At 50.1% G+C, this 24484-nt stretch carries 25 protein-coding genes, 1 riboswitch and 1 other annotated feature; of the genes, 22 read left to right on the forward strand and 3 right to left on the reverse strand.

Annotation, left to right across the window (positions count from 1 at the left end; genetic code table 11):
- Window positions 1-166 precede the first annotated feature (166 nt).
- Window positions 167-353: riboswitch (FMN riboswitch) on the forward strand.
- Between the two features lie 597 nt (window positions 354-950).
- From ribD to ytfJ, 8 genes are all read left to right on the forward strand, one after another.
- Complete coding sequence (gene ribD, locus AR333_RS10640) at window positions 951-2093, forward strand: bifunctional diaminohydroxyphosphoribosylaminopyrimidine deaminase/5-amino-6-(5-phosphoribosylamino)uracil reductase RibD (RefSeq protein WP_068775349.1); 1143 nt, start codon at window positions 951-953, stop codon at window positions 2091-2093.
- A complete protein-coding gene (gene ribE, locus AR333_RS10645; protein WP_068775350.1) occupies window positions 2078-2746 on the forward strand; it encodes a riboflavin synthase in 669 nt (222 codons plus the stop codon). The genes ribD and ribE (AR333_RS10645) overlap by 16 nt, the downstream gene beginning before the upstream one ends.
- 25 nt (window positions 2747-2771) lie before the next feature.
- Window positions 2772-3995, forward strand: a complete 1224-nt coding sequence (locus AR333_RS10650; protein ID WP_068775351.1) for a bifunctional 3,4-dihydroxy-2-butanone-4-phosphate synthase/GTP cyclohydrolase II — start codon at window positions 2772-2774, stop codon at window positions 3993-3995.
- Window positions 3996-4070: 75 nt separating this feature from the next.
- On the forward strand, window positions 4071-4541 hold the full coding sequence (gene ribE / locus AR333_RS10655; RefSeq protein ID WP_068775352.1) for a 6,7-dimethyl-8-ribityllumazine synthase: 471 nt from the start codon (window positions 4071-4073) through the stop codon (window positions 4539-4541).
- 100 nt (window positions 4542-4641) lie between these two features.
- Window positions 4642-5424, forward strand: a complete 783-nt coding sequence (locus AR333_RS10660; RefSeq protein WP_068775353.1) for a ScpA family protein — start codon at window positions 4642-4644, stop codon at window positions 5422-5424.
- Window positions 5393-6085, forward strand: coding sequence for an SMC-Scp complex subunit ScpB (gene scpB / locus AR333_RS10665; protein ID WP_084783603.1), 693 nt, complete (start codon window positions 5393-5395; stop codon window positions 6083-6085). The genes AR333_RS10660 and scpB overlap by 32 nt, the downstream gene beginning before the upstream one ends.
- 181 nt (window positions 6086-6266) lie before the next feature.
- On the forward strand, window positions 6267-6983 hold the full coding sequence (locus AR333_RS10670; protein WP_068775354.1) for a DUF2953 domain-containing protein: 717 nt from the start codon (window positions 6267-6269) through the stop codon (window positions 6981-6983).
- Between the two features lie 109 nt (window positions 6984-7092).
- Window positions 7093-7560 (forward strand): GerW family sporulation protein, encoded by a 468-nt coding sequence (gene ytfJ / locus AR333_RS10675; protein ID WP_068775355.1) that lies wholly within the window; start codon window positions 7093-7095, stop codon window positions 7558-7560.
- Window positions 7561-7644: 84 nt separating this feature from the next.
- Here the strand turns inward: ytfJ and AR333_RS10680 are convergent, their stop codons facing one another.
- Complete coding sequence (locus AR333_RS10680; protein WP_068775356.1) at window positions 7645-8319, reverse strand: class I SAM-dependent methyltransferase; 675 nt, start codon at window positions 8317-8319, stop codon at window positions 7645-7647.
- 282 nt (window positions 8320-8601) lie between these two features.
- On the opposite strand from AR333_RS10680, the gene AR333_RS10685 reads away from it, so the two are divergent.
- The 9 genes from AR333_RS10685 to AR333_RS10725 all read left to right on the forward strand — a co-directional run bounded on the left by AR333_RS10685 (window position 8602) and on the right by AR333_RS10725 (window position 18137).
- Complete coding sequence (locus AR333_RS10685) at window positions 8602-9768, forward strand: D-alanyl-D-alanine carboxypeptidase family protein (protein ID WP_068775357.1); 1167 nt, start codon at window positions 8602-8604, stop codon at window positions 9766-9768.
- 50 nt (window positions 9769-9818) lie between these two features.
- Complete coding sequence (locus tag AR333_RS10690) at window positions 9819-10418, forward strand: nucleoside recognition domain-containing protein (RefSeq protein WP_068775358.1); 600 nt, start codon at window positions 9819-9821, stop codon at window positions 10416-10418.
- Window positions 10419-10425: 7 nt separating this feature from the next.
- Entirely contained in the window at window positions 10426-10962 is a 537-nt protein-coding gene (locus tag AR333_RS10695) for a spore maturation protein (protein WP_068775359.1), read from the forward strand.
- Window positions 10963-11124: 162 nt separating this feature from the next.
- Window positions 11125-11871, forward strand: coding sequence for a pseudouridine synthase (locus tag AR333_RS10700; RefSeq protein ID WP_068775360.1), 747 nt, complete (start codon window positions 11125-11127; stop codon window positions 11869-11871).
- A gap of 60 nt (window positions 11872-11931) precedes the next feature.
- The gene (resA, locus tag AR333_RS10705) at window positions 11932-12477 is read left to right on the forward strand and encodes a thiol-disulfide oxidoreductase ResA (protein WP_068775361.1); all 546 of its coding nucleotides are present in this window, start codon (window positions 11932-11934) and stop codon (window positions 12475-12477) included.
- A gap of 69 nt (window positions 12478-12546) precedes the next feature.
- On the forward strand, window positions 12547-14214 hold the full coding sequence (locus AR333_RS10710) for a cytochrome c biogenesis protein ResB (RefSeq protein WP_068775362.1): 1668 nt from the start codon (window positions 12547-12549) through the stop codon (window positions 14212-14214).
- The gene (ccsA, locus tag AR333_RS10715) at window positions 14211-15470 is read left to right on the forward strand and encodes a cytochrome c biogenesis protein CcsA (RefSeq protein WP_068775363.1); all 1260 of its coding nucleotides are present in this window, start codon (window positions 14211-14213) and stop codon (window positions 15468-15470) included. Before AR333_RS10710 ends, ccsA begins: the two co-directional genes overlap by 4 nt.
- An 80-nt stretch (window positions 15471-15550) precedes the next feature.
- Window positions 15551-16264, forward strand: coding sequence for a response regulator transcription factor (locus AR333_RS10720; RefSeq protein WP_068775364.1), 714 nt, complete (start codon window positions 15551-15553; stop codon window positions 16262-16264).
- A 1-nt stretch (window position 16265) separates the two neighbouring features.
- Entirely contained in the window at window positions 16266-18137 is a 1872-nt protein-coding gene (locus tag AR333_RS10725) for an ATP-binding protein (protein ID WP_068775365.1), read from the forward strand.
- 284 nt (window positions 18138-18421) lie between these two features.
- Here the strand turns inward: AR333_RS10725 and serA are convergent, their stop codons facing one another.
- A complete protein-coding gene (gene serA, locus AR333_RS10730; RefSeq protein WP_068775366.1) occupies window positions 18422-20005 on the reverse strand; it encodes a phosphoglycerate dehydrogenase in 1584 nt (527 codons plus the stop codon).
- Window positions 20006-20071: 66 nt separating this feature from the next.
- Window positions 20072-20306: a binding site (T-box leader), on the reverse strand.
- Between the two features lie 202 nt (window positions 20307-20508).
- Here serA and AR333_RS10735 point away from each other — a divergent pair.
- The 3 genes from AR333_RS10735 to AR333_RS10745 all read left to right on the forward strand — a co-directional run bounded on the left by AR333_RS10735 (window position 20509) and on the right by AR333_RS10745 (window position 21911).
- Window positions 20509-20832 (forward strand): rhodanese-like domain-containing protein, encoded by a 324-nt coding sequence (locus AR333_RS10735; protein WP_068775367.1) that lies wholly within the window; start codon window positions 20509-20511, stop codon window positions 20830-20832.
- Between the two features lie 236 nt (window positions 20833-21068).
- On the forward strand, window positions 21069-21680 hold the full coding sequence (locus tag AR333_RS10740) for a CPBP family intramembrane glutamic endopeptidase (RefSeq protein WP_068775368.1): 612 nt from the start codon (window positions 21069-21071) through the stop codon (window positions 21678-21680).
- Between the two features lie 6 nt (window positions 21681-21686).
- The gene (locus AR333_RS10745) at window positions 21687-21911 is read left to right on the forward strand and encodes a hypothetical protein (RefSeq protein ID WP_156430883.1); all 225 of its coding nucleotides are present in this window, start codon (window positions 21687-21689) and stop codon (window positions 21909-21911) included.
- Window positions 21912-22019: 108 nt separating this feature from the next.
- On the opposite strand, the gene AR333_RS10750 is transcribed toward AR333_RS10745, so the two are convergent.
- A complete protein-coding gene (locus AR333_RS10750) occupies window positions 22020-22898 on the reverse strand; it encodes a polysaccharide deacetylase family protein (RefSeq protein ID WP_068775369.1) in 879 nt (292 codons plus the stop codon).
- A gap of 227 nt (window positions 22899-23125) precedes the next feature.
- Between AR333_RS10750 and AR333_RS10755 the strand changes: the two genes are divergently transcribed.
- Complete coding sequence (locus AR333_RS10755; RefSeq protein WP_068775370.1) at window positions 23126-23545, forward strand: hypothetical protein; 420 nt, start codon at window positions 23126-23128, stop codon at window positions 23543-23545.
- Between the two features lie 243 nt (window positions 23546-23788).
- Complete coding sequence (locus AR333_RS10760) at window positions 23789-24394, forward strand: genetic competence negative regulator (RefSeq protein WP_068775371.1); 606 nt, start codon at window positions 23789-23791, stop codon at window positions 24392-24394.
- Window positions 24395-24484: the final 90 nt, after the last annotated feature.

The following is a 24484-nucleotide window of genomic DNA, read 5'->3' on the forward strand; positions in this document are numbered from 1 at the left end:
CTGATCGGAGTACTCATGCATGATCATCCGTGCTATCACCATATCCCGGATAGGCGGCTTTTATACGTAAGGAACTTATATCCGACTAATTTTGTTGTATATAAACTTGATTTTTTAAAGGCACAATGGTACTATTCATTCAAACCAATTACAATCGCATAATTGAGTTATCCTTCGGGGCAGGGTGAAATTCCCTACCGGCGGTGTTGCAGCAGTACCGGATTACCGGACTGCGGCTTAGTCCGTGACCCGGAATCTGTTTATCCAGCGTACCAACGCAAGATCTTCAGGCTCCGGCTGACTTGGTGAGAGTCCGAGACCGACAGTTACAGTCTGGATGGGAGAAGGAGAAGAAAAGAATCTGTGTACGAATGTTTAAACGTACCTTTCTTAACCTATTATCTTAGATACGGGAGCGGATGGAAGGCAGTCGTCATTTTTTTGGTATTATTAAACAAATTATGGAATGGCTGTTTGAGTCTTGCTTTTGCAATGGGAGAATAGGAAATGAAATGTTCCAGGAACCTTTCCTTGTATGTAATATAAGGACGGGGATTCCTTTGTTTGCTGACGCTAGAAGACAGTTATTCCGGTTTGATCCCTGTATGTGCGGTATGGTGCAGCACATGCATCAATTTCTCTGGAGGCTGATCTTTCTGACTGTACCGGCAATTAAAGAAAATCCTGAACAGGTGCGCAAAGTCTCAGGCGGATAATGAGCTCCGCCGCTGCTGTTTAGTTGTAACGTAAGGACTGCTTTCGTGCAGACCTTTCTTCTACTGCGCAGTTTGACTGTAAACTTAGTAAACAGCTGATCTTTATTCTTTGTCGACTTTCATCTTACAACGACCCCCGTTCATTGGAACCGGGGGTTTTTTTGATGTTTTAGCGATAATAGCACGACGGGTTGTTACGGATTTAAATTTCAGCGGATGAGGAGCGACCAAACCATGCTTCAGCCTTTGCAGGATGAAACTTATATGCGTCTTGCGCTCCAGATGGCGCAAAGCGCTCAAGGCCAGACCGGGGTAAATCCGGTCGTGGGCTGTGTGCTTGTCAAAGACGGCCGCATCGTAGGCATGGGTGCGCATCTGAGGCGGGGCGAAGGCCACGCCGAAGTGCTTGCGCTGCAGATGGCCGGTGCAGAAGCGGCCGGAGCCACCGCGTATGTCACGCTGGAGCCGTGCAGCCATTACGGGCGCACGCCTCCATGCAGCGACCGGCTCATCCGCAGCGGGGTGCGCCGCGTCGTCGTAGCCTCGGTGGACCCGAACCCGCTCGTTGCGGGTTCCGGCATCGCGAGGCTGAAGTGCAGCGGCGTCCGGGTGGATGCCGGCCTGCTCGCAGAAGAGGCGAACGCCATGAACGAGGCGTTCAATAAATTCATCGTGACCCGGCTGCCTTTTGTCACGATGAAGAACGCGAGCACGCTCGACGGCAAAATTGCTGCCCGCACAGGCGACAGCAAATGGATTACCGGCGCCCCGGCGCGCGAGCTCGTACACACGATGCGGCACCGGCATGCCGCCATCATGGTCGGCATCGGCACAGTGCTTGCCGATGATCCGGAGCTGACCACCCGGCTGGCCGTACCGGCGCTCCACCCGCTGCGGGTCGTCGTCGACTCGCAGCTGAGGACGCCGCTGTCCGCGCGGGTGCTGCCGGCGGGTCAGGATGAGGGGTCTACGCTCATCCTGACCACCGCAGGCGCCCCGGCTTCAAGACGCGAAGCGCTTGAAGCGCAGGGCGCCAAGGTGCTGACGTGCGGCAGCGGACCGCACGTCGATCTCCCGCTCGCGATGAGGCTGCTCGGCGAGATGGAAGTCCCCTCCGTCCTGCTGGAGGGCGGAGGACGGCTCAGCGGGGCGATGCTGGAGAACCGGCTTGTGGACAAGGCGGTCCTCTTCTTCGCCCCGAAGTGGATCGGCGGCGGGGCACAGGCACCCGACAACGTCTCATTCGGCGGCTTCGGCCGGATGAGTGAGGCGATCCGGCTGGCCGGAATGACGGTTCAAACGGTCGGCGACGATGTCTGTCTGACCGGTTATCCGCAGTACGCCGAAGAGGAGGCTTCATCATGTTTACCGGAATAATCGAAGAAATCGGCGTGATGCGCCGGATACACAAACAAGGTCAGGCCATGGTGCTGACGATCGGTGCCTCTCTTGTTCTCGAAGATGTCAAATTGGGTGACAGCATTGCCGTTAATGGTGTCTGTTTGACGGTGATCGCCTACGATAAACACACATTTGCCGTAGACGTGATGCCCGAGACCTACCGTAAGACGAACCTGAACGGGCTTCAGACAGGAGCCCGCGTTAATCTGGAGAGGGCCATGCCGGCAAGTGGCAGGTTCGGAGGGCACATCGTGCAGGGGCATGTCGATAGTACAGCCGCTATTCGTACGCGGACTCCTGAAGAGAACGCGGTTGTCTATCGTTTGCAGCCGGCCAATCCGGATGTGCTGCGCTATATGATACCAGGCGGTTCAATTACGATTGACGGGATTTCACTGACTCTGGTAGATGTAACGGAGCAGACCTTCGCGGTCTCCATTATCCCCCACACGCTGGCTCAGACCGTCCTGCAGGATAAGCATCCGGGGGACACGGTAAACATGGAATGTGATGTGCTGGGGAAATATATTGAAAAACTTCTGCAGCCTTCGGCAGCAAAAGGAGCTGGCTCCGCCGCTTCACGGGGCGGACTAACGAAAAACTTTTTAGCCGAGAACGGCTTTTTCTGACTCAAGAAACAAAGGAGGGATAAGTATGGCTGAGAGAGAAACCTACACATTTCATTCGATAGAGGAAGCTGTTCAAGATCTGGCCGCGGGGAAAGTTATTATCGTCGTAGACGATGAAGACCGCGAGAACGAGGGCGATTTCATTGCCCTTGCGGATAAAGCGACCCCCGAAGTCATTAACTTCATGATCAGAGAAGGTAGGGGCCTCGTGTGTACTCCGTTAACCGAAGAACGCGCCGGGGAGCTGGACCTGCCCCCGATGGTCTCCCGCAATACGGATTATCACGGGACTGCCTTTACGGTTTCAATCGATCATGCGGATACCACAACGGGTATATCGGCTTATGAACGTTCGCGTACCGTGCAGGCGCTTATTGATCCGGCTGCAAAGCCTCTGCAATTCCGTCGACCCGGTCATGTTTTTCCGCTTATCGCCAAGAAGGGCGGCGTGCTGCGGCGTGCAGGTCATACGGAAGCGGCGGTTGATCTCGCCCGTATGTGCGGCTCTTACCCGGCTGCTGTTATCTGTGAGGTGATTAAAGAAGACGGTACGATGGCGCGGGTGCCGGATCTGATGGAAGTGGCCCGGATTCATGATCTCAAAATTATCACCATCAAGGATCTGATCCGGTACCGCAACGAGCAGGAGAAGCTTGTCCAGAGGGAAGTGGAAGCTAATTTGCCAACAGACTTCGGTACTTTCCGGGCAATTGCCTATACAAACCAGATTGATCAGAAGGAACATGTGGCTTTGGTCAAAGGTAAAATAGACCCTTCTGTCCCTGTTCTGGTGCGAGTGCACTCCGAGTGTCTGACTGGCGACGTGTTTCATTCCCACCGGTGTGACTGCGGCCCTCAGCTTGCTTCGGCGCTGCAGCAGATCAATGAGGCAGGGGCCGGTATCCTTCTTTATATGCGCCAGGAAGGCCGAGGCATTGGTCTCATTAATAAACTGAAAGCTTATGTTCTTCAGGAAGAAGGTCTGGATACCGTCCAAGCCAATGAAAAACTTGGTTTTGCGCCGGATTTGAGGGAATATGGCGTGGGTGCGCAAATATTGAAAGACCTCGGTGTCCGTCAAATGCGCCTATTGACCAACAACCCGCGTAAAATTACCGGTCTGGAAGGATATGGACTCGAAGTTGTTGAGCGGGTTCAGATTCAGCTGCCCCACAACGAAGATAATGCCCGCTATTTGCATACCAAGCAGGAAAAATTAGGGCATTTGCTCCGGTTTGATCCGAGCTGATTTCTGTTTTCGCAAAATATCTCTTTTTATATGGAAGATAGGTTTGTATACTAGAAGATGAAGGAGTAGGTACACATGGTCAAGAATTATGAAGGTAACCTCATTTCGCAAGGATTAAAATATGGGATTGTTGTAGGTCGTTTTAACGAGTTTATTACATCCAAACTGCTGGCGGGAGCGCTTGATGCCCTGCAGCGTCATGGAGTTGAGGAAACTGAAATTGAAGTGGCTTGGGTACCTGGAGCATTTGAAATTCCTTTGATCGCTCAGAAAATGGCTGAAGCCGGAAAGTACGATGCGGTGATTACACTTGGAACGGTCATTCGCGGTTCGACTCCGCATTTTGATTATGTTTGCAATGAAGCAGCGAAGGGTGTGTCGGCTGTTTCACTTAAGACGGGGGTTCCTACGATTTTCGGCGTTCTGACTACCGACTCTATTGAGCAGGCTATCGAACGAGCAGGAACTAAAGCGGGTAACAAGGGCTGGGACGCTGCTGTTACCGCCATTGAAATGGCAAATCTGACGAAGCAGTTGAAGGGTTAAGCACGGCTGTACCGCGGGCGTGCTCCCAGACGGCTGCAAGCAAGGATTCGAAAGCCCCGGCCTACTTGGACGGGGATCTTTTTTTTGGGAGAACGATGTTATGAAAATGCTGTATAAACTGGAAGTGTTCGAAGGGCCGCTCGATCTTCTGCTGCATCTGATCGACAAATCCGAGGTTGACATCTATAATATCCCGATCAAGGACATTACGGAGCAGTACATGGCGTATGTCCAGGCTATGCATGAGCTGGAACTGGAAGTCACCAGCGAATTCCTGGTTATGGCGGCTACGCTGCTTGCGATTAAGAGCAAAATGCTTTTGCCGAAACCGCCTGTATTGGACATGGAATTCGATTTCTACGAAGAGGAAGATGTCGATCCTCGCGCAGAGCTGGTGCAGAAGCTGATTGAATATCGTAAATACAAAGCGATAGCGGATTTGCTGAGGGACAAAGAGGTTGAACGCAGTCTGGTGTTTACCCGTGAACCCGAAGATCTGACGCCTTACACGCCGCAGATCCAGGAGAATCCGGTCAAAGGCCTGGGAGTAAGCGACTTGATGATGGCTTTTCAGCGGACACTCCGCAAAATGGTTCACCGCAATCAGGTTGCCAAAATCCGGCGCGATGAAATCTCCGTCAAAGACCGGATTGTCGATATTATTGAGCTTCTTCAGAACAAGGGAGGACGCATCTTGTTCTCGAAAATGTTCGAAAAGGACTGCAGCCGCGAGGAAATTGTAGTCACATTTTTAGCGATACTGGAACTGATGAAGATGAAGAAAATTCAGTGCTTTCAGCACAGGCTGTTCGATGACATCGTTATTCAGGCCAAGGAGGGAGAACTGTCCGATGGATTATCAACAGATGAAATCGATTATTGAAGGACTGCTCTTTGTAGCCGGGGACGAGGGACTGGACAAAAAGCAGCTGGCAGACGTACTGGAATCGGATGTGCATTTCGTTACGGAGCTGGTTGATGAATTGACCGAGGATTTGCGCCGCACCGGACGAGGCGTCCAAATCACGAGGGTTGCAGGCGCTTATCAGATGACGACAGTGCCGGAGCATGCTCCGTATTTCGAGCGTCTGGCTTACTCTCCATCTCGTTCCTCCTTGTCTCAGGCAGCTTTGGAGACTTTGTCGATTGTAGCGTACAAACAGCCTATTACCCGGGTGGAGATTGAAGAAATCCGCGGTGTGAAGTCCGAGCGTGCCCTGCACACTTTAATGGCCAAGGAATTAATTATCGAGACCGGACGCGCGGAAGCTATCGGAAGACCGATCTTGTACGGAACATCCAAGCCATTTCTGGAATACTTCGGACTCAGTTCCATTCAGGAGCTTCCCGAATCACCCTCTTTTGTGGGAGATTTCGATCTGGAGGAGGAGACGAAGCTCCTGTTCGACAAATTGGACGGTGACAATACCGATCAGCTCACATTTGAGGATTTAGGGAATGAAGAGAATACATTAGTAGCGGACGAGAACGACACCGCACTTCTTCCCGCTCCGGATGATGACGATCCTTTTACAAGCTCTTAAGACAGCTAGGATTAATAGTACAACCTATCAAACCAACGAACGACGCCTTCCTTTTCATTTTTGAAAAAGAGGCGTTTTTTTGTTGGCATGCCGCGCAAATCCAGGTCTGCTGCATGAAATTATGGACTGCGGTGATACTACTAGCAGCAATTGTTAGGACCTGAAGGAGGGATGAACGATAGTGGTGATCGGAGCCATACTGGCGGTACTGCTCGCCGCTCTAATAGGGGTTGTAATCGTGAGCCCGGTTAAGTTTACCGGCTTTTGGAGCCGGATGGATCAGAATGACGAGATTTATTTGCAGATAAAGGCGCTCTATGGCTTAGTGTGTTACCGGTTTAATCTGCCTGCTGTAAAATTTCTTAATTTTAATGAGGGGATTTTGGTAGCGGAAACCAAAGTAAATGAGAACAAACTGAAAGTGAATGAGGACCGGAAGGATAAAATTGATCAAGAAATGATTCGCCGCTTTAAAAGGGATGCCAAGGAAATATTGCTGAATACAAAAGGAATAAAAAAGTGGACGGTGCAGACCCTTCAATTATTCCGCTGCTCCGAGCTCAAATGGACGACGGGCATAGGGGTCGGGGACGCACCTCATACGGCCGTTTTGACTGGGGCCGTATGGTCCTTAAAGTCGATTGCGATTGGTATTATGACCCGTTACATTCCTTTGGAGACGACCCCGCAGCTCGCTGTTAACCCGCAATATAACCGGATGATGCTGCAAATCAAGTTTGTAGGGGAAGTAAGAGTGTCGGTGTGGTCCTTAATCCTCTCGGTTATCCGGCTCCTTGTCCGGATTATCCGTACTCCAGGCGGCTTCAAAGCCTGGGTAAACCTCATCCGGCGGGCGCTGCATAAGCCCAAGACCCGAAGGGAACCGGCACCGACATGAGAAAGCACCCTTACATAGAATGGACAAGTGCAGGGCAACCTACCGGATGCAGACCTATTACTCCTTCAGGCCGGAACCCTGTCTTGAAGGAACAAAGGAGGAGACTTCATTGACAGATCACCCTATTCAAGGCTTAATGAAAACGGCCATGGAGAATATTAAAGCCATGGTCGATGTCAACACCATTGTAGGTGATCCGGTTGAGACTCCGGATGGCAGTGTCATCATGCCGATCTCTAAAGTCGGATTCGGATTTGCAGCAGGCGGAAGTGAGTTTACGACGGAAACGATTCCCGGCGCTGGAGAGAATGCTACGGTATCTATGCCTTTCGGCGGTGGTAGCGGCGGCGGCGTATCCATTACGCCAATCGCTTTTCTGGTTGTAGGCATTCATGGAGTCAAAATTGTACCGCTTGACAATCAGACCCACTTGTTTGAAAGACTTATCGACTCCGCCCCGCAAATTGTTGACCGCGTACAGACGATTTTCAAAAGCAGTGGCACGTCGTCGAATGCGCAGTCCCAGGGATCAACTCCGAATATTACGATTCAGGCAGATTCCGTCGATATGAACTGACTCTGGCCGTTGATCAGACCAAAAAAGCTGTTCTTTATTGAACAGCTTTTTTGTCTTGTTTTCAAACTCGAATTTATAGCAGGATTAAGCAGGTCCCTTTGCTGCTGAAATGATTAAAAACATAGGTCTCCGGTTTTCATCCTTCATTTCAGGTACTGTTTGTAACAGTTCATCAGAAGGCATGGGCTCTTTGACGGCTCTTATGTTAAATCCGGAGCTGATTAAGTCATTCAGATAGGTTGAGAGGGTCCGGTGATATTTAACAACGTTCTCCGTTAAGAAGGAGGTTTCACGTATTCCTTCAGATTGATAGTGGTCGACTGGCCAGTGAAGCCGGTTTCCTTGGTCATCCGAGTACCAATCTTGCTCGCTTCGGGAAGTAAAGATGGGATGTTCGACTGAAAAAATAAAACTTCCCCCGGGCTTCAGCCAAGCATAGACTTTCCGGCAGATTGTTTCAAACGACATAATATAGTGAAAAGCCAACGAACTGATAACCACATCAAATTGTGAGTCCGTAAATTGAATGTCTTCAATAGGAGCCTTTATATATGTAATGAAAGGATCATCCGTATTTTCACGAGCCTTTTGAAGCATTTTCTCGGAAAGATCTACGCCTGTCACAGAGCTTGCCTGCTGCTCGGGTATCAGTGCTTGCAGGACATGCCATTCTCCAGCACCTTCAAGCCCTTTGACGGATCGCGGCATTTGTTCGTAAGCAGAAAAGAAAGTTTCTTCATCATATTTATTCTGTTTCATCCGTAATACAACTCCTGCAGATTAAAGTAGTCTTTTAAAAAATATCGCGACCTCAATTTCAGGATGCTATCTATAATCTCCTTACCACTATTTTCACCTCATTCGTTTTAGAACAGCCGTTATCTAATAGCATAACACACTCTATAAAGGGAAAAGCGTGTCTTGTCCCCAAGATCAGACAAGCGGAATGAAGCATGCTTGACGGGCATATACATGTACAAGGCTCCCGGCTTGGGCGCTATCTTAAATAATCGGATGCGAAGGCAAATGGGAGGAACGCTTATGAGCAGACGGATATGGGTGTCCGGTGTGCTTGCGCTGTTGTGCATGTTGAATCTATGGAGTGGAGCGGTCTTAGGGGCGGGACCTCCGCAAATCGGTACTCATGCAGAAGCCGCAGCTCTGATCGACGTGAAATCGGGCCGGCTGGTATACAGCAAACGGGGAGACAGGCCCATGCGGATCGCCAGTCTGACCAAAATTATGACGGCGATTGTCGCCATAGAAGAAGGCAAGCTGACCGATGTCGTTAAAGTCAGCAGCCGTGCGGCAGGCAAAGAAGGCTCTTCTTTGTACCTGAAAGCGGGACAAGAAATGAACTTGAAGCATATGCTCTACGGCCTTATGCTGCGTTCCGGCAATGATGCGGCGACCGCTATAGCAGAGCATGTAGGGGGAAGTGTTGAAGGCTTCGCTGTTATGATGAACCGTAAAGCGGAACAGATCGGCATGGAGCATTCGAATTTCTCCAATCCTTCGGGCCTTGACGAGGGTGAGCATTTCTCGACTGCCAATGATATGGCTAAGCTGGCTGCGTACAGTCTCAAGAATCCAAGCTTTCAGGAAATTGTCCAGACGAAAATGATCAAAGTGCCGAATCCGAATGATTCGTGGGAGTATACGTGGTTCAACAAGAATAAGATGCTGAGTCTCTTTGAAGGCTCCGATGGGGTCAAGACGGGATACACGAAGCTTGCTAAGCGCTGTCTCGTATCATCCGCAACACGAAGCGGCCAACAGTTCGCTGTTGTGACTCTGAATGACGGAGATGATTGGGCGGATCATGCCAAGCTGCTCAACTGGGGATACGAGAACTACCCGCTCGTTCCTCTACTCGAGAGAGGGAAGCCCGTAGAGGGCACTAATTTCGTGGCTGCTGCTGATTTCGCTTACCCGCTGCTGACGGAGGAGAAGGACAAGATTTCCCGCATCACAGAGCTGTACCCGCCGGAATGGCTGGAATCGCGGCTGGGCGAACGCGGCAAGCTCGTACTTAAGCTGGGAGATACCGTTATCGGAGCGGTTCCGCTTGTAGAGGCCGGCAGTCCCAGACTGAAGGCCGCCGACAAATCGGCATTTGGCTTCCGGGCAAGTGAATCGGATATAACTCTGTGGAATGAAATGAATGTCGTCTTTCGCAAAGTACTCAAGGCTATGCTTTCACCATAGGTCGTACAAGTAAGGGCATGCATATAATCCGGTAGAGAGGAGAGATAGGTATGGTCAATTGGATCTGGTTGTTTTTTATCGTGACAGGCTTCATCGTATCGGCTGTTCAAGGCAATGTGGAAACCGTTACACAGGCTGCATTCGACGGGGCCAAGAGCGGCGTCACTGTGTGCTTCGGCCTGATCAGTGTACTCGTTTTTTGGCTCGGGATTATGAGGATTGCGGAAGATGCGGGTCTTCTGTCCAAGCTTGCTTTTCTGCTGCGCCCCGTGGTCCGGTTCCTTTTTCCGGGCATTCCGAAGGATCACCCGGCGCTCGGATACATCATGTCTAATATGAGCGCCAACATCTTGGGACTGGGTAATGCAGCTACTCCCATGGGGATTAAAGCCATGCAGGAGCTGCAAAAATTAAATCCGGACAAAAACGCGGCCAGTCCGGCTATGTGTACACTGCTTGCCCTCAACACGGCCAGCATTACCTTAATACCGACCACGCTGATTGCCATCCGGATGAATTACAACTCGGTTAATCCGGCTGAGATTGTGGGGACTACCCTGCTCGCTACCGCGATTTCAACTGCCGCTGCCATTATAGTAGACCGCTGGTACAGGCGGAAGCAAACCTTAATTCCAACCACGAGGGGGTGAGCGGCCAGTGTATGCACTCGTAACCCTGCTCTCCGCCTGGGCGATCCCGGTCCTAATCGTCTTTATTCCCCTGTACGCCGCTTACCGGAAGGTTCCCGTCTATGAATCGTTTGTGGAGGGTGCCAAGGAAGGGTTCGATACCGCGATCAAAATTATCCCGCATCTCGTAGGGATGATGGTTGCCATCAGTATATTCCGGGCATCAGGTGCACTTGAATTGACCCTCGGCTGGCTTAAGCCGCTGTTCCAGGCATTCGGGGTGCCTTCCGAGGTTCTTCCTCTGGCTATCCTGCGCCCGATTACGGGTGCGGGATCGCTTGCCTTTACGACAGACCTCATCGCCCAGTTCGGACCCGATTCGTTAATTGGGAGAATAGCCTCTACGGTTCAAGGCAGTACGGACACAACCCTTTATGTGATAACCGTATATTTCGGCGCGATAGGAATCCGTAAGGCGGGGTACGCGCTCAAAGTAGGTCTTATTTCCGATGTAGTCGGCTTTATCGCTTCTATTATTATTTGTTTGCTTGTTTTCTCATCCTAATGTACCAAAAGGAACAGACTAATTCGCCTTTCATTGAATGCTCCTTGCAAGAAATGGTAACAATAAAAGGACAGGCTTTAGGATCGGACTAACATTTTCCTTGATCGAAGCTTGTGATTTCCCTCCAGGATAGGTATCATAAGCTTTGAGGTGAACGTAAGCATGGAGAGATTGCAGAAAGTGCTGGCCGAGGCCGGAGTGGCTTCCCGCAGAAAAAGCGAGGAACTTATTTCGGCAGGACGGGTTATTGTGAACGACGAGGTCGTTACACAGCTCGGCTTCAAGGTGAATCCCGCAGAAGACGTCATTACGGTGGACGGTCGCGGCATTAGGCAGCAGACGAAAGTATATGTCATATTGAACAAACCCAAAGGCGTCATTACAAGTGCTTCTGATCCAAAAGGCCGTAAAGTCGTAACCGACTATCTGCCCGGGATAAGAGAACGCGTCTATCCGGTGGGACGGCTTGATTACGATACGGAAGGTCTTCTTATTCTTACCAATGACGGTGAATTTGCGAACCTGATGATGCATCCGAGACATCATGTCGCCAAAACGTATCATGCTACCGTTAAAGGTGTTGTGCACGGTTCCGTTCTGGATAAGCTGAGAGCGGGCATTAAGCTGGATGACGGTATGACCGCTCCCGCTGAAGCCGAATACGTCGATGTCCGTCCGGAGAAGAACGAGACCGTGATTTCGATTACAATCTATGAAGGCCGGAACCGCCAAGTCAGAAGAATGTTCGAAGCGGTGTCTTTCCCGGTTATGCGACTGAGAAGGGTACAATACGGTCCGCTCCTGCTGGCCGGTCTGCCGAGAGGCAAGTACAGAATACTGCGCAATGACGAAGTTAACAGCTTGCGCGATGAGGCCTTGCAGTCACATAAAATTCAAAAAGGCCGTTAAGTCTGGCCTTTTTTTTCGTTATAATGAGTATAGTTATGTCTGAAATTGAGGGTGTTTTGCGTGAAAAAGAACAAAAAATGGATTCAAATTATCATTTTGAGTATTGTTCTGATCATCGGGGTCTACACAATTGTGAGCAATTTAACATCTTCCGATGATAATAAGTATCCGGTTGAAGGTTCTAAAGCACCTGACTTCACTTTAGCGGGCCTCGACAACAAAACGTACAAGCTATCCGATTATGCAGGCAAGGCTGTACTCATTAATTTCTGGGGAACATTTTGTCCTCCCTGCAAGAAGGAAATGCCTGCGCTGCAGAGCCAGTATAATCTTTCGAAAGACAAAAACGTCGAATTTCTGGAAGTTAATCTGGATGCAAGCCGCGTAACGGTACAAAGTTTTATTGATCAGTATAACCTGACGCTTCCTATTCTGCTGGATAGTGAACATGTCGTTCGTAAACAGTATGGGGTAGTCGAGTACCCGACGACTCTCTTTATTAAGCCGGACGGAACGATTATGAAGATCCACAAAGGCGAAATGGACGAACCGTTTATTGAAAACATGTTGAAGAAGTTGACGGAAGGCGCGCAGCAGGGCAAGTGAAGGTGAGCAAGGCAAGCAGGGCAATTAAGCAAGACAATTGAATCTAACTGCATAGAGGGGGGATGCGGCATGTTTCAGAATACGAAATGCGAATGTGGGCATCAGAACCACGTAGGCACCGTGCTCTGTGAATATTGCGGCAAGCCGCTGACCGAAGAGGCGCAAGCCAGTGACATACTGGAGATGAGATACGATGGAGTGGCCAGGCGTTCACAACGTCAGAATCCCTCCTGGATCAACAAAATCTGGAATTTCTTTTCCTCGGTGAAAATAGCTGTCTGGATCATTGCTTTAACACTGGTCGGCTCTTCACTCGGAACGATCTATCCGCAGGAAAGCAACTTTATCTCCGTGGAACCTTCTACTTACTACAAAGAAACCTACGGGACGCTGGGGCACATTTATTATTTGCTTGGACTCTCCCATACCTACGAATCCTGGTGGTTCAAGCTGCTGATTCTCATGATCGGCACATCGCTGGTCATATGCAGTCTGGACCGGGTGCTCCCGCTTTACCGCGCTTTGTCCAAACAAAGCATCCGCAAGCATCACAGTTTTCTGCTGCGCCAGAAAGTATCTTTCGACGGACAAATTCCGGCGGGCAAGGACGAGCTGGCCTGGACGGAAGAAATGGCGAATCAGCTCCGCAAAAAAAGATATCGCGTACATACGGACGGTACGGCACTATTGGCCGAGAAATACCGTTTCAGCCGTTGGGGGCCCTACGTTCTTCATATCGGTCTGATTATTTTCCTGCTTGCGGTATTAATGAGAAGTTTCCCGGGCTGGCATATGGATCAATACTTGGGAATACGTGAAGGGGAAACGAAGAGAATTCCCGAGACCTCACTTTATATCAAGAACGAGAAGTTCACGATTGATTTCTACAAACCTGAAGAAATGACAGATGAATTCAAAGAACGCAACCGCGCGGTACCCAAGATCTATGAAACGCAAGCGGTTATTTATTCATGCGAAGCCAGGTGTGACACGCCGGGACAGGAACCGGAGCTCAAAGAAGTCCACCGGCAGAAGATTATTGTGAACGAGCCCCTCGATTATAAGGGACTGCTTGCCTTCCAATATGATTACGAAGATGACCCTCTGTTAATCTCGGTTCAGCCGACTCTTAAGAATAAACAGACAGGCGAAGCCTATGGCAGCTTTGTGCTTCCTATGAAAGACCCTCAATCTTCTTATGAAGTCGGGCCCTATCGATTATCGCTCAAGGGCTACTTCCCGGATTTTGGTTTAGACGAAAAGGGAGAACCGATTACGAAGTCGAACGAAGCCAAAGCTCCAGCGTTTATTTTTCAGATGACAGGTCCGGGCCTGAATGAAAAAGGGGAGCCGTACTTGTACTTCCCGCGTCAAGTCGATAAACAGGAATTCCGGCAAGACGAGATTAACGGTGCACTGGGCAGTAAATTCGAACTGTCCGTCGATTCGATGGATAAAGTATCATTTTCAACCTTCACTTCCTTCCTTAATATCCGCACGGACCGGGCACTCCCTTACATCTGGGCCGGTTCTGCGATAGGAATGCTGGGATTAATTATGGGCTTTTACTGGCAGCACCGGCGGGTCTGGATCCGCATAGACGAAGGCCGTCTGGTGCTTGGCGCGCACACGAACAAGAACTGGTTCGGAGTCCGCAAAGAGGTTGCAGCGGCTCTATCGGCAACGGGAATTGAGACCGATCAGAAGCAGCTAGAAAAAGGAGGGGATGCACATTGAATTGGTTAGCTATTAGCGGTAATGCCTTGCTCATTTCTTTTATTATTTACTGTATCGCATTTCTGATTTTCGTGCTTGCCATTACGGGTAAGACATGGAGCAATCGTGATGCAGCGAAGCATTCGCGCAAGTGGGGTGGCGCGGCTTACATCTTATCTGCGGTAGGCCTCTTAGCTCAGATTATTTACTTCTTTACCCGCTGGTACGGCGGAGGTCACTTCCCGCTCAGCAACATGTTCGAGTTTATGACTTTCCTTGGACTGGCCATTATGGCTGCCTTCCTGGTTATGTACGCCATTTATCGTACCCCGGTTCTCGGGGTGTTTTCTCTGCCGGTCGTAGTTCTGATGATCGCTTATGCGGCTGTATTCCCAAACGAAGTACAACCGTTAATCCCGGCGCTCCAGAGCTATTGGCTGAAGATTCACGTGTCAACAGCAGCAGCGGGCGAGGCATTCTTCGCCGTTGGTTTTGCGGCTGGGCTCATGTACCTGCTCCGCACGGTCAATTTTGACGGCAAAGAAGCCAAAGACCGCAAAGAGCAAAGAGGTGTGGAATTTACCATCTTCGTTATCTTCATGCTGGTTGCCTTTATCGGATCAGTCTTTACGTTCAATGCAGCAGGTTACGAAGCGAAGTTTACTAAAGAATCCATTGTGAAAAGCAATGATGGAACACAAAATAAGGTGGCGCAGTCCGTAACATACGTACTCCCTCCAATTGTGGCGCCTTATCAAGCCAATTTGGAACACATGGACACATTCCTCGGAATGGACAAGCCTCTCTTTACGGCTCCTTCCTGGATGAGCGGAGAGAATGCCGGTCGTAAGTTAAACACGGTCGTGTGGACGGTTCTCGGCGGCATTGTGCTATATGGACTGCTGCGCCTGATTCTGCGCAAGTCGGTCGGCAAGGCGATCTCGCCTATTATGAAAGGCATGGAGCCGGAGGATCTGGATGAGATCGGTTACCGTTCCATTGCCATCGGTTACCCGATCTTCACACTCGGAGCTCTCATCTTCGCGATGATCTGGGCCCATAAGGCTTGGGGACGGTTCTGGGGATGGGACCCTAAGGAAGTATGGGCGCTTATCGTATGGTTGTTCTATGCGGTCTTCCTGCATTTGAGACTATCCAGAGGGTGGCAGGGCAAGCGGTCTGCGTGGCTTGCCGTTATCGGCTTCCTGGTCGTTATGTTCACACTGGTCGGTGTTAACCTTGTCATTGCTGGTCTGCACTCTTATTCCGGTGTATAATTTGAACTACACGAACATGTAATCAAAGGAACCAATCATTCGCTACTATCGTTTACGGACGGAAGGGACTGTGAAACTCCATGGAACAGAAATTGCATATTCTGGTTGTGGACGATGAAGAAAGAATTCGGCGTCTGCTTCGTATGTATCTCGAGAAAGAAGGCTACGGGATTGAAGAGGCGGAAGACGGGGAGACGGCACTGGCTCTGGCTACAGAACGTGACTTTGATCTGATTCTGCTTGATCTGATGCTTCCGGGTATTGATGGTACAGAGGTGTGCGCACGACTGCGGCAGGTGAAATCAACTCCGGTTATCATGCTGACTGCCAAAGGCGAAGAGACCAACCGCGTCCACGGCTTTGAAGTCGGTGCAGATGATTATGTGGTCAAGCCTTTTTCCCCGAGAGAAGTCATCTACCGGGTAAAAGCCATTCTGCGCAGATCATCGGCTACCGCTTTTCTGTCCAAAGATGCGAATTCAAGCAATAACATTGTATTTCCCCACCTGGTTATCGAACATGATGCTCACCGTGTATCGGCGGGAGGCCAGGAAGTGGCGTTGACACCTAAAGAATATGAGCTGCTGCATTATCTGGCAGTTTCTCCTGATAAAGTTTTCTCGCGTGAAGAGCTGCTCAAAGATGTTTGGAATTATGAGTTTTTCGGAGATTTACGTACGGTTGATACGCACGTGAAAAGGCTGCGCGAGAAGCTCAACAAAGTGTCGACTGAGGCTGCTGTCATGATTACCACGGTATGGGGCGTAGGATACAAGTTAGAGGTGCCGAAATAACGTGTTTAGTCTGCGAAGCGTTGTCGGCAAGCTGTGGTTAACGATTATCGGACTCGTAGCCCTTATACTGATGATTCTTGGATTGTTTCTCGTTCAGTCTCTGGAGCAATATTTTTCCCAGTCTGAAGATCAGATCAAGAATCTCGAGAAATTAGCAACCGATTATTCCATCGGAGCGTCTTCTCATCCTATGAGAGATGATGAATATTACCAGATGGCTAACGAGCTTTTGGAGCTACAGGATGCCAGGATGATTGTACTCGACAAATCGCTGACTGAGCTGAATTCGGCCGCAACCGGGAACAACGAAGAACTTCTTCGTTTCCATGCGGTCGATTTTTTCTCGGAACAAGAACTGGCTTCCGTATTAAGCGGATCTATAGTGGAGAAGCAGATACCCTATAACGAGAAAAAAACGAATACGCGGAATGACTACATTGCCGTAGCTGTTCCCATTTATGCGAGTCCGAATAACGGTTCCAATGAAGTACAAGGCGCCATTATTATTTATCAGTCTTTGAAATCATTGGAGTCGACGCAGTGGGATGTTTTTAAACTATTTGTCATTGTTTCGATTATCGGATTTCTTATGACGACCGTTTTTGCTTTCTTCTTGTTCTACCGGATTACGCGGCCGCTGCTTCAGCTCAAAGAAGCGGCCGGACGTATATCCAAAGGGGAGTACGGGACGAAAGTGCCTATTTTATCATCCGACGAAATCGGGGAGCTTGCGAAATCTTTTAACGTGATGGGCGAGGATTTGCAAGAGAGCGTGAGGGCACTCCGCCGAGAGAAAGAAAACCTTGCCAGCGTACTGAGAAGTATGACAGATGCCGTCATGACCTTTGATTCAGAGGGCTCTGTCACGCTGACGAACCCGCAGGGAGATAAGATTATTCAGGAATGGAACAAAATCACATGGAACCCGGATATTCAGCCGGAGGAGGGGGAAGAGACTTCCCTCATTCCGGCAGGCCGCAGCATTCCGGCTCCGCTTGCGGTTATGTTCCGCCATGTCGTCAAGGAAGCGCGTGAACAGACGGACAAACTCCACGTGGAGAACGAAGTCTGGTCGGTGGCTATGACCCCGCTGCACTCACGCGAAGGCGTCCGCGGAGCGGTTGCGGTCCTCCGTGATGTTACGGAGGAGTTCCGCCTTGACAAGCTCCGCAAAGACTTCGTGGCCAATGTCTCTCATGAGCTGCGGACACCGCTGTCCATGGTACAGGGCTACAGCGAAGCCCTGATCGACGACATCGCGGGATCGCCCGAGGAGCGGCAGGAGCTCGCTCAGGTGATCTATGACGAGGCGCTGCGGATGGGCCGCCTCGTCAGGGACCTGCTCGATCTGGCCCGTATGGAGGCCGGCCATCTCGAGATGAACTTCAACCGGACGGATGTAGGCGGGCTCATGAAACGGATGCACCGCAAGTTCTCCGTCCTGGCGAGGGAGAAGGATATTCGCCTGAGCTTCGAACTGCCGCAGGAGGAGCTCTTCTGCTTGGCGGATGAAGACAGGCTGGAGCAGGTGCTCACGAACCTGCTCGACAACGCATTCCGGCATACGCCGGGCGGCCGGGGGATCACGATTAAAGCAGAATCGTGTTCGTATAAATCCGGTCCCGGCTGCCAGATTGAAGTGATTGACGAAGGCCAGGGAATCCCGGCCGAGGACGTGCCATACGTGTTCGAGCGCTTTTATAAAGCAGACAAGGCTCGGACACGCGGGGCAACCGGCGGAACAGGACTGGGCCTGGCCATCGTCAAGAACATCGTAGATGCGCATCAGGGGACCATTACGATGCGCAGCAAGCTGGGCCAGGGCACGACGTTTACGATTGTGCTGCCGTGCCGCTCCTGCGAACTTGCGTGATGGTTCACGCAAGGACCGTCTGCACAGACGGAAGAGCGGCGTTGTCAGTTACATCCAGACACATTGTTAATACTTCCCGAGATTTGCAGACCTTCAAATAGCGGTGAAAAAGGCGGAATGAGTGCTGAAAAACAGCGCCTTTCCGCCTTTTTTGTTGAAAAAGAAAGCTAAATCTTGTTGTACGTGAAACAATCCGAATTTCAGGCAACCCTTATGCTGTTGATCTTCATAAAAAAGAGCCTGCCCGGGAATGAAGATTCCAGGGCAGGCTCTTTAAAACTGTTTTAGATCGCCAATTGGCGTACGTTTACGATTTCCGGCTGTTTTTCAAGTTCGGCGATCACTTCTTTGGAAGCTTTTTTGTCAATCGTCAGGACCATGATGGCAGATCCGCCGACGACAGTACGACCCACCTGCATCGTTGCGATGTTCACATCATTACTTCCCAGAAGTGTACCCACGCGTCCGATGATACCCGGCTTATCATTGTGCGAGATAAGCAGCAGGCTGCCTTCCGGTGCAAAGTCTACCGGGTATTGGTCGATTTGTACGATGCGCTCGCCATAACCCGAAAGCAGGGTGCCTGCGAAGGTACGGTCACCTTGCTTGGACTTGATCGTGATCGTCACCAGGTTCGTGAAAGTGCCTGTAGTGGACGATTGCTGCGTCGTAATGTTGATGTCGCGCGATTTGGCCATATGCATAGCGTTTACAAGGTTAATGCCTTCTAGATGCTGGGTGAATACACCCTTCACGATATAGCGTGTCAGCGGGTTGGTATCGACATCGGCAAGATCCCCGGAATAGCTGACAACGATTTCGTTAACTGGGCCTTCGGTCAACTGACCGGCAATAAGACCGAGCTTCTCTCCAAGATTAAAGTACGGCTGAAGCTTATTCATAACGGTTGCCGGAACTGGCGGCATGTTGACTGCATTCTTGAACGGCTCATCGCGCAGAATGTGCAGCAGTTCTTCCGATACGTCAATTGCAACGTTCTCCTGGGCTTCGATTGTGGAAGCTCCGAGGTGAGGTGTCACGATGATTTTCGGATTATTCAGGAAAGGATGGCTCGCCTGCGGAGGCTCCTGCTCGAATACGTCGAAAGCAGCGCCAGCGACAGTTCCGCTCTCAATCGCTTCTACGAGCGCATTCTCATCAATGATTCCGCCGCGTGCGCAGTTAACGATGCGTACGCCTTTTTTCATAATAGCAAACTGTGCAGGACCCACGATGTGACGGGTTTCGTTAGTCAGTGGGGTATGAACGGTAATGAAATCAGCTGCCGCCGCGATATCATTGACAGAGCCGAGCTTCACGCCGATTTTCTCCGCACGTTCTTCCGTTAGGAACGGGTCATAGCCGATCACGTTCATTCCGAATACTTTGGCGCGTTTGGCCACTTCGCTGCCGATCCGGCCCATGCCGAGAATACCCAGCGTTTTATTGCGCAATTCAACGCCGACGAATGTTTTACGATCCCATTCACCTGTGACCGTTTTTTTGTAAGCTTGAGGAATCGAACGCGCTACCGACATGATCATGGCAAAAGTATGCTCGCATGTAGCAATGGTATTTCCGTCAGGAGCATTGATAACGACGATTCCGTGTTTGGTAGCCGCTTCAAGGTCAATGTTGTCGACACCGACACCTGCGCGGCCGATTACTTTCAGCTTAGGAGCTGCATCCATAATGCGGGGAGTTACTTTGGTCTGGCTGCGTACAAGCAGCGCGTCGTAATCGCCGATGATAGCGATGAGTTCTTCTTCGCTAAGTCCGGTTTTTTTGTCTACCTCAACATCGCTTGCGTCATGGAGCATTTGAATGCCCATATCGCTGATTGGATCCGATACAAGTACTTTAAACATGATAATGCCTCCTTAGTAGTCGTTTGAAAATATAAAAAAACCCCCGAACCTCATACGTAACCCGTATGAAGGGACGAGAGTTATCTTCGCGGTGCCACCCAACTTTACCTCACGCTTGCACGGGAGGCCTTATAAGTCCTATCAAGGACTTTGAACGATAACGGGTTCTGCCGATTGATCCTCCGCAGTGCTTCGGACCGATGCTCGGGAGTGCTCTGTATACGCGTATCCTGCCGGTTCTCACCAACCACCGGCTCTCTGAAAGGCTAGCATGCATACTTGTCTCCGTCAACGCTTTAACGTGTTATATGACTTTAAGTTGACCTTAATGTAACATGGCTTCGTCGGGGGTGTCAATAGGGTTTGAGAGAGTTTCACGCATTCTTTGCAAAGTGCCGAGCTGTCCGCAGAATAGTCTTCTTTACACCTTGAGGTTGCTTCGGGAATTGTGTATTCTGCATAGAGGCATATACACGGATGATGGACGAAAGGTGGTTAACCCTTTGAAACAGATCGGACCGGAACCTTTTCTGAGACTATTAGAAGAAGGGGAGAATATTCACGGGAAATACATGGTGATCGATGTACGTGAGACAGTTGAATGGAACTACTATCATTTGGAGGGGACGGAGCATATTCCGATGAATACGATTCCAGGCCGTCTCGGAGAACTTCCTGAGGATGTTCCCCTATATGTGATCTGTGCTCACGGCGTACGAAGTGAGATGGTATGCGCTTATTTGCAGCAAAATGGTTACGAGCACATGATCAATGTAGAGGGCGGTATGGCCGCGGTATCGGGGCTGCGGGGCTTTGCGTACGATTAAGAGCCTGAGACTCCCTATTAATTTAAGCGTGCAATCTGAATGATTGCGGGCTTTTTTTATGCAGCTGCAGATGGAACTTTTGAAGGGTCTAGTTCGTTATAAGAGAGTAAGATTTTCTGAAGCGTCAATTCATGGTATGTTAAAAGAAGAGCGCCAAGTATGCCGGACAGCTGCAGCGAGGCGCAATTCTGATAAAGGGCGATTGGGAGCCAATTGATTCCTTGGGAAGGACCTTCATGAATAAATGGAAATCGAAATGGAAGGACCTCAAAAATATCCGCTTCCAAAAAGCGGTTCGTGTAGACGAACTGAGCGATAAGGTCCTGCTGCTGAACTTATATGCAACGCAAGTTTTAATTCTGATCATCGGTGTGATTATGCTCCTGGTTCAACAAACGGATTTGAACACCCTGCTTTCATTTAAGCCGGGTTGGGGGATTCTTCTGTGGGGCGGCGGACTGGCTCTGCTTGTTGTTGCAGCCGATCTGATCGTAACGAGGTTTGTTCCGGAGGATGTAATGGATGACGGCGGTGTCAATAAACGCATTTTTGCGCAAAGGCCCTTATGGCACATCGCAGTTCTATGTTTGGTCGTGTCGGTCTGTGAGGAACTGCTGTTCCGCGGAGCTATTCAGCACTATCTGGGTCCATACTGGACGAGTATCTTGTTCGCTGCTATTCATGTCCGTTATTTGCAGCATTGGCTTATGACAGGTCTTGTTTTCAGCATTAGCTATGGGATTGGCTGGATATATGTACATACCGGTTCTCTATGGACAGCTATTTGCGCTCATTTTATTATCGATTTTATTTCAGGATGCATTTTGAGGTACAGTAAGGAGGAGTAGTGAAGCATGCGCCACAACCAGACCGGCGAGGAATTGGTTAATCAGCCGAACACCATTGAAGCAGGCGAAGCAGCCGAAGATGAAAGCCATTACCTGCCCCCGCGAAGCTCCGTTCATCCGTCTGAGCAAACGAAAGTAACCCGGACTTTTTATCAGATCCTGCTTCTTTTGTTTCTTCTGCTCGTAGTCGGACTTGGCTGGTGGGGGATTGAATATACGTCCAAACCTTGAATGGCCGGGATCGTATATAACGTTGGATACTAAAAGCCTGCACTAGGGCGAATACGGGCTGATTCATGCCGGTATTGCACCCGAATGCAGGCTTTTGTTACGGATGGATTAAGATTCCGCAGTAATTTGCGCCGGATCGACAAACGTATAGCCTTTCTTTTCTAGCTCTGTAAGCAGTTTGTCCAGCGCATCTGCCGTCCAGGGAAGTTCATGCATCAGAATGTTGCTTCCGGGATGAAGCTGTTCAAGTACGCTCGCGACAATTTTGTCCGGATCGTTCTTCTCTGCGGACATCTCCCAATCCATAGATCCGTTGGACCAAGTCATATAAATCAGTTGATGAGCCTTGGCTTTTGCTTTGACTGCATCATTGCCTGAACCGTAAGGCGGGCGGAAGAACCGGGGCTTACTGCCGGTCGTCTCTTCCAGAATTTTAACCACATCCCCAATCTGATGATCCAGATTATCCGGATTCTCCTTCTTAAGATCCACATGATCCCAGGAATGATTGCCAAGCGCTTGTCCCCGGTCATGGATCAGTTTGGCGAGTTCGGGATGCTGCTTGATGCGGGTTCCGTTCATGAAGAAAATGGCTTTGGCTTTATGTTTATCGAGAGTGCCCAGCATAGATTCAAGCATGGCTTTTTCTTTGGGCCCGTCATCGAAAGTTAGAAGCACCACCTTCTTTTCGCCGCCCGCATCGACTGGAACGACATCATAATTTGAATTGATGCGGTACTTTGATTTCTGAGCAGCCTCCGGGGAAGGTGCCGGCGAAGTCTGCTGCCCGTTAGGGGAAGGCGAGGCGCTGGGGGCCTGCGGCGCTGGGGATGATGCTGGGTCAGGGGAACGCGTTCCCGTCTCTGTCTGATTTGCTGATGGATCTGTACTGGCGGTCTTACTGTCCGTCCCGGGTCCGCAAGCTGTAAGTGTCAGACTGAGGGTAAGGGCAATTCCGGCCGTTCTCAGGATATTCGTAAGGGTCATGGTACCAAAGCTCCTGTCTTATTTTTTGTATAAGCTTATGTGTAAGCGGCTTATTCCTTTTTCAAATTCTACCATATTAATATAGGTTTTGGAGCGCCGCCGGTATATTATACCCGTTGATCAGTAAGGCGAATCCCTGCGATTCCCTGCAAAGCTGCGCATGACCCCTGTAGAGCAGACGCAACCTAACAAAGATTCAATTCATTCTAAACTTTGGAGGGATACAGATGAGATTCAGTTCTTTGCTTATCGGGGGCATAGCCGGTGCGGCGCTTACTGTGTATGCCATGAATCGCAAAAACAGCTTCAGGGCTGCTTTAATGAGTTCCGGCAGCAGTACGGGCAAGGCAGTCAACGGAATAATGAATGAAGCGATGCAGATGTTTTCAGGGAAATCAGCTTCAAATTCGCCGAACCAGGGTCAGTCCGGCAGTCCCGCCCAACCGGACTCGAAAGCCGCTTCCCATGGAAGCAGCAACTCTGCTTCTTACTCGCAGCCCAAGCAAAGCCACAGTGTCAGTTCCGCCGTTAACTCCGCAGAGGACGAGCAAGTGATTAAAGAACTCATCGCCAAGGACTTACACGTGAAGTCTGCCGTGGATGAAATTCTCGACAAGAACGATTCCAGGCCATCCGGGACTATCTGAAGTTAATCCTGCATGACCATAGAGGAATGGAAGATCAACCCCGAACACCGCTTCTGCCATGGGCAGAGGCGGTGTCTTTAAATTTTTCCCGCATGACTAACATTTTGCGCGTGACATGGTATAATAATATAAGGTGGCACCCAGTTATGTGCTTGTTTCAGCAAGCGCACACACCGTGGTTTTCAACCGGCATATTATGTTTATAACCATTCAATAAGGTGTCATGGAAAGGAGGATCCTGTCATGAAAATCGAACGTCTAAGCCCGGATAAAATACGGATTTTCCTTACATTCGATGACTTGACGGAACGGGGTATCCAGAAGGACGATATGTGGAGGGAGATACCCAAAGTTCACGATCTGTTTAGTGACATGATGGATCAGGCTTACTCCGAGTTGGGTTTTGAACCTTCCGGACCTTTGGCTGTTGAAGTATTTGCACTTCCTGCCCAGGGAATGGTCGTCATCGTGACCCGCGGAAACATGGATTTATCCCTGCAGGCCGACATTCTTGATGATCATGAGGCGGAGGAAGTATATGAGATGGAAGTAACGCTTGAGCAAAGCGATATTATTTCTTACGCATTCCGCGATTTTGAAGATTTGCTGCGTGCCGCCAAAGTCATCAAACCGATGTTAACGGATGGCGGGGCGCTTTATACGTATAAGAATAAATGGATCCTTCAGCTCGAACCGACGGAGTTGCCTGAAGCAAAGTTCCAGACACTCATTGCAGTACTTTCTGAATACGGGGATGCTACGAATGTGACGAAAGCCGTCCTGGAAGAGTACGGCAAAGCCGTCATTGCCGAACAGGCGGTTCCGGAACTGTGCCGTCATTTCGCTTGAGTTTAAGACCTATATCCGGTGCGGCTTGACCGGGCTGGCGGATCAAGCCTGTCCCTTATGTTCTTACACCGGACAAGATATAGGCTGCTG

Source organism: Paenibacillus sp. FJAT-26967, assembly GCF_001541095.1.
Taxonomy (GTDB): domain Bacteria; phylum Bacillota; class Bacilli; order Paenibacillales; family NBRC-103111; genus Paenibacillus_F.

Excerpts from the sequence above, each read along its gene's own strand:
- ribE (WP_068775350.1), top strand. The coding sequence starts at position 2,078 with ATGTTTACCGGAATAATCGAAGAAATCGGCGTGATGCGCCGGATACAC.
- AR333_RS10700 (WP_068775360.1), top strand. The coding sequence starts at position 11,125 with ATGGAGAGATTGCAGAAAGTGCTGGCCGAGGCCGGAGTGGCTTCCCGC.
- AR333_RS10685 (WP_068775357.1), top strand. The coding sequence starts at position 8,602 with ATGAGCAGACGGATATGGGTGTCCGGTGTGCTTGCGCTGTTGTGCATG.
- AR333_RS10660 (WP_068775353.1), top strand. The coding sequence starts at position 4,642 with ATGAAAATGCTGTATAAACTGGAAGTGTTCGAAGGGCCGCTCGATCTT.
- ribE (WP_068775352.1), top strand. The coding sequence starts at position 4,071 with ATGGTCAAGAATTATGAAGGTAACCTCATTTCGCAAGGATTAAAATAT.
- serA (WP_068775366.1), bottom strand. The coding sequence starts at position 20,005 with ATGTTTAAAGTACTTGTATCGGATCCAATCAGCGATATGGGCATTCAA.
- AR333_RS10680 (WP_068775356.1), bottom strand. The coding sequence starts at position 8,319 with ATGAAACAGAATAAATATGATGAAGAAACTTTCTTTTCTGCTTACGAA.
- AR333_RS10650 (WP_068775351.1), top strand. The coding sequence starts at position 2,772 with ATGGCTGAGAGAGAAACCTACACATTTCATTCGATAGAGGAAGCTGTT.
- ribD (WP_068775349.1), top strand. The coding sequence starts at position 951 with ATGCTTCAGCCTTTGCAGGATGAAACTTATATGCGTCTTGCGCTCCAG.
- AR333_RS10740 (WP_068775368.1), top strand. The coding sequence starts at position 21,069 with ATGAATAAATGGAAATCGAAATGGAAGGACCTCAAAAATATCCGCTTC.
- AR333_RS10720 (WP_068775364.1), top strand. The coding sequence starts at position 15,551 with ATGGAACAGAAATTGCATATTCTGGTTGTGGACGATGAAGAAAGAATT.
- AR333_RS10745 (WP_156430883.1), top strand. The coding sequence starts at position 21,687 with ATGCGCCACAACCAGACCGGCGAGGAATTGGTTAATCAGCCGAACACC.
- AR333_RS10755 (WP_068775370.1), top strand. The coding sequence starts at position 23,126 with ATGAGATTCAGTTCTTTGCTTATCGGGGGCATAGCCGGTGCGGCGCTT.
- AR333_RS10690 (WP_068775358.1), top strand. The coding sequence starts at position 9,819 with ATGGTCAATTGGATCTGGTTGTTTTTTATCGTGACAGGCTTCATCGTA.
- scpB (WP_084783603.1), top strand. The coding sequence starts at position 5,393 with ATGGATTATCAACAGATGAAATCGATTATTGAAGGACTGCTCTTTGTA.
- AR333_RS10760 (WP_068775371.1), top strand. The coding sequence starts at position 23,789 with ATGAAAATCGAACGTCTAAGCCCGGATAAAATACGGATTTTCCTTACA.
- AR333_RS10750 (WP_068775369.1), bottom strand. The coding sequence starts at position 22,898 with ATGACCCTTACGAATATCCTGAGAACGGCCGGAATTGCCCTTACCCTC.
- AR333_RS10710 (WP_068775362.1), top strand. The coding sequence starts at position 12,547 with ATGTTTCAGAATACGAAATGCGAATGTGGGCATCAGAACCACGTAGGC.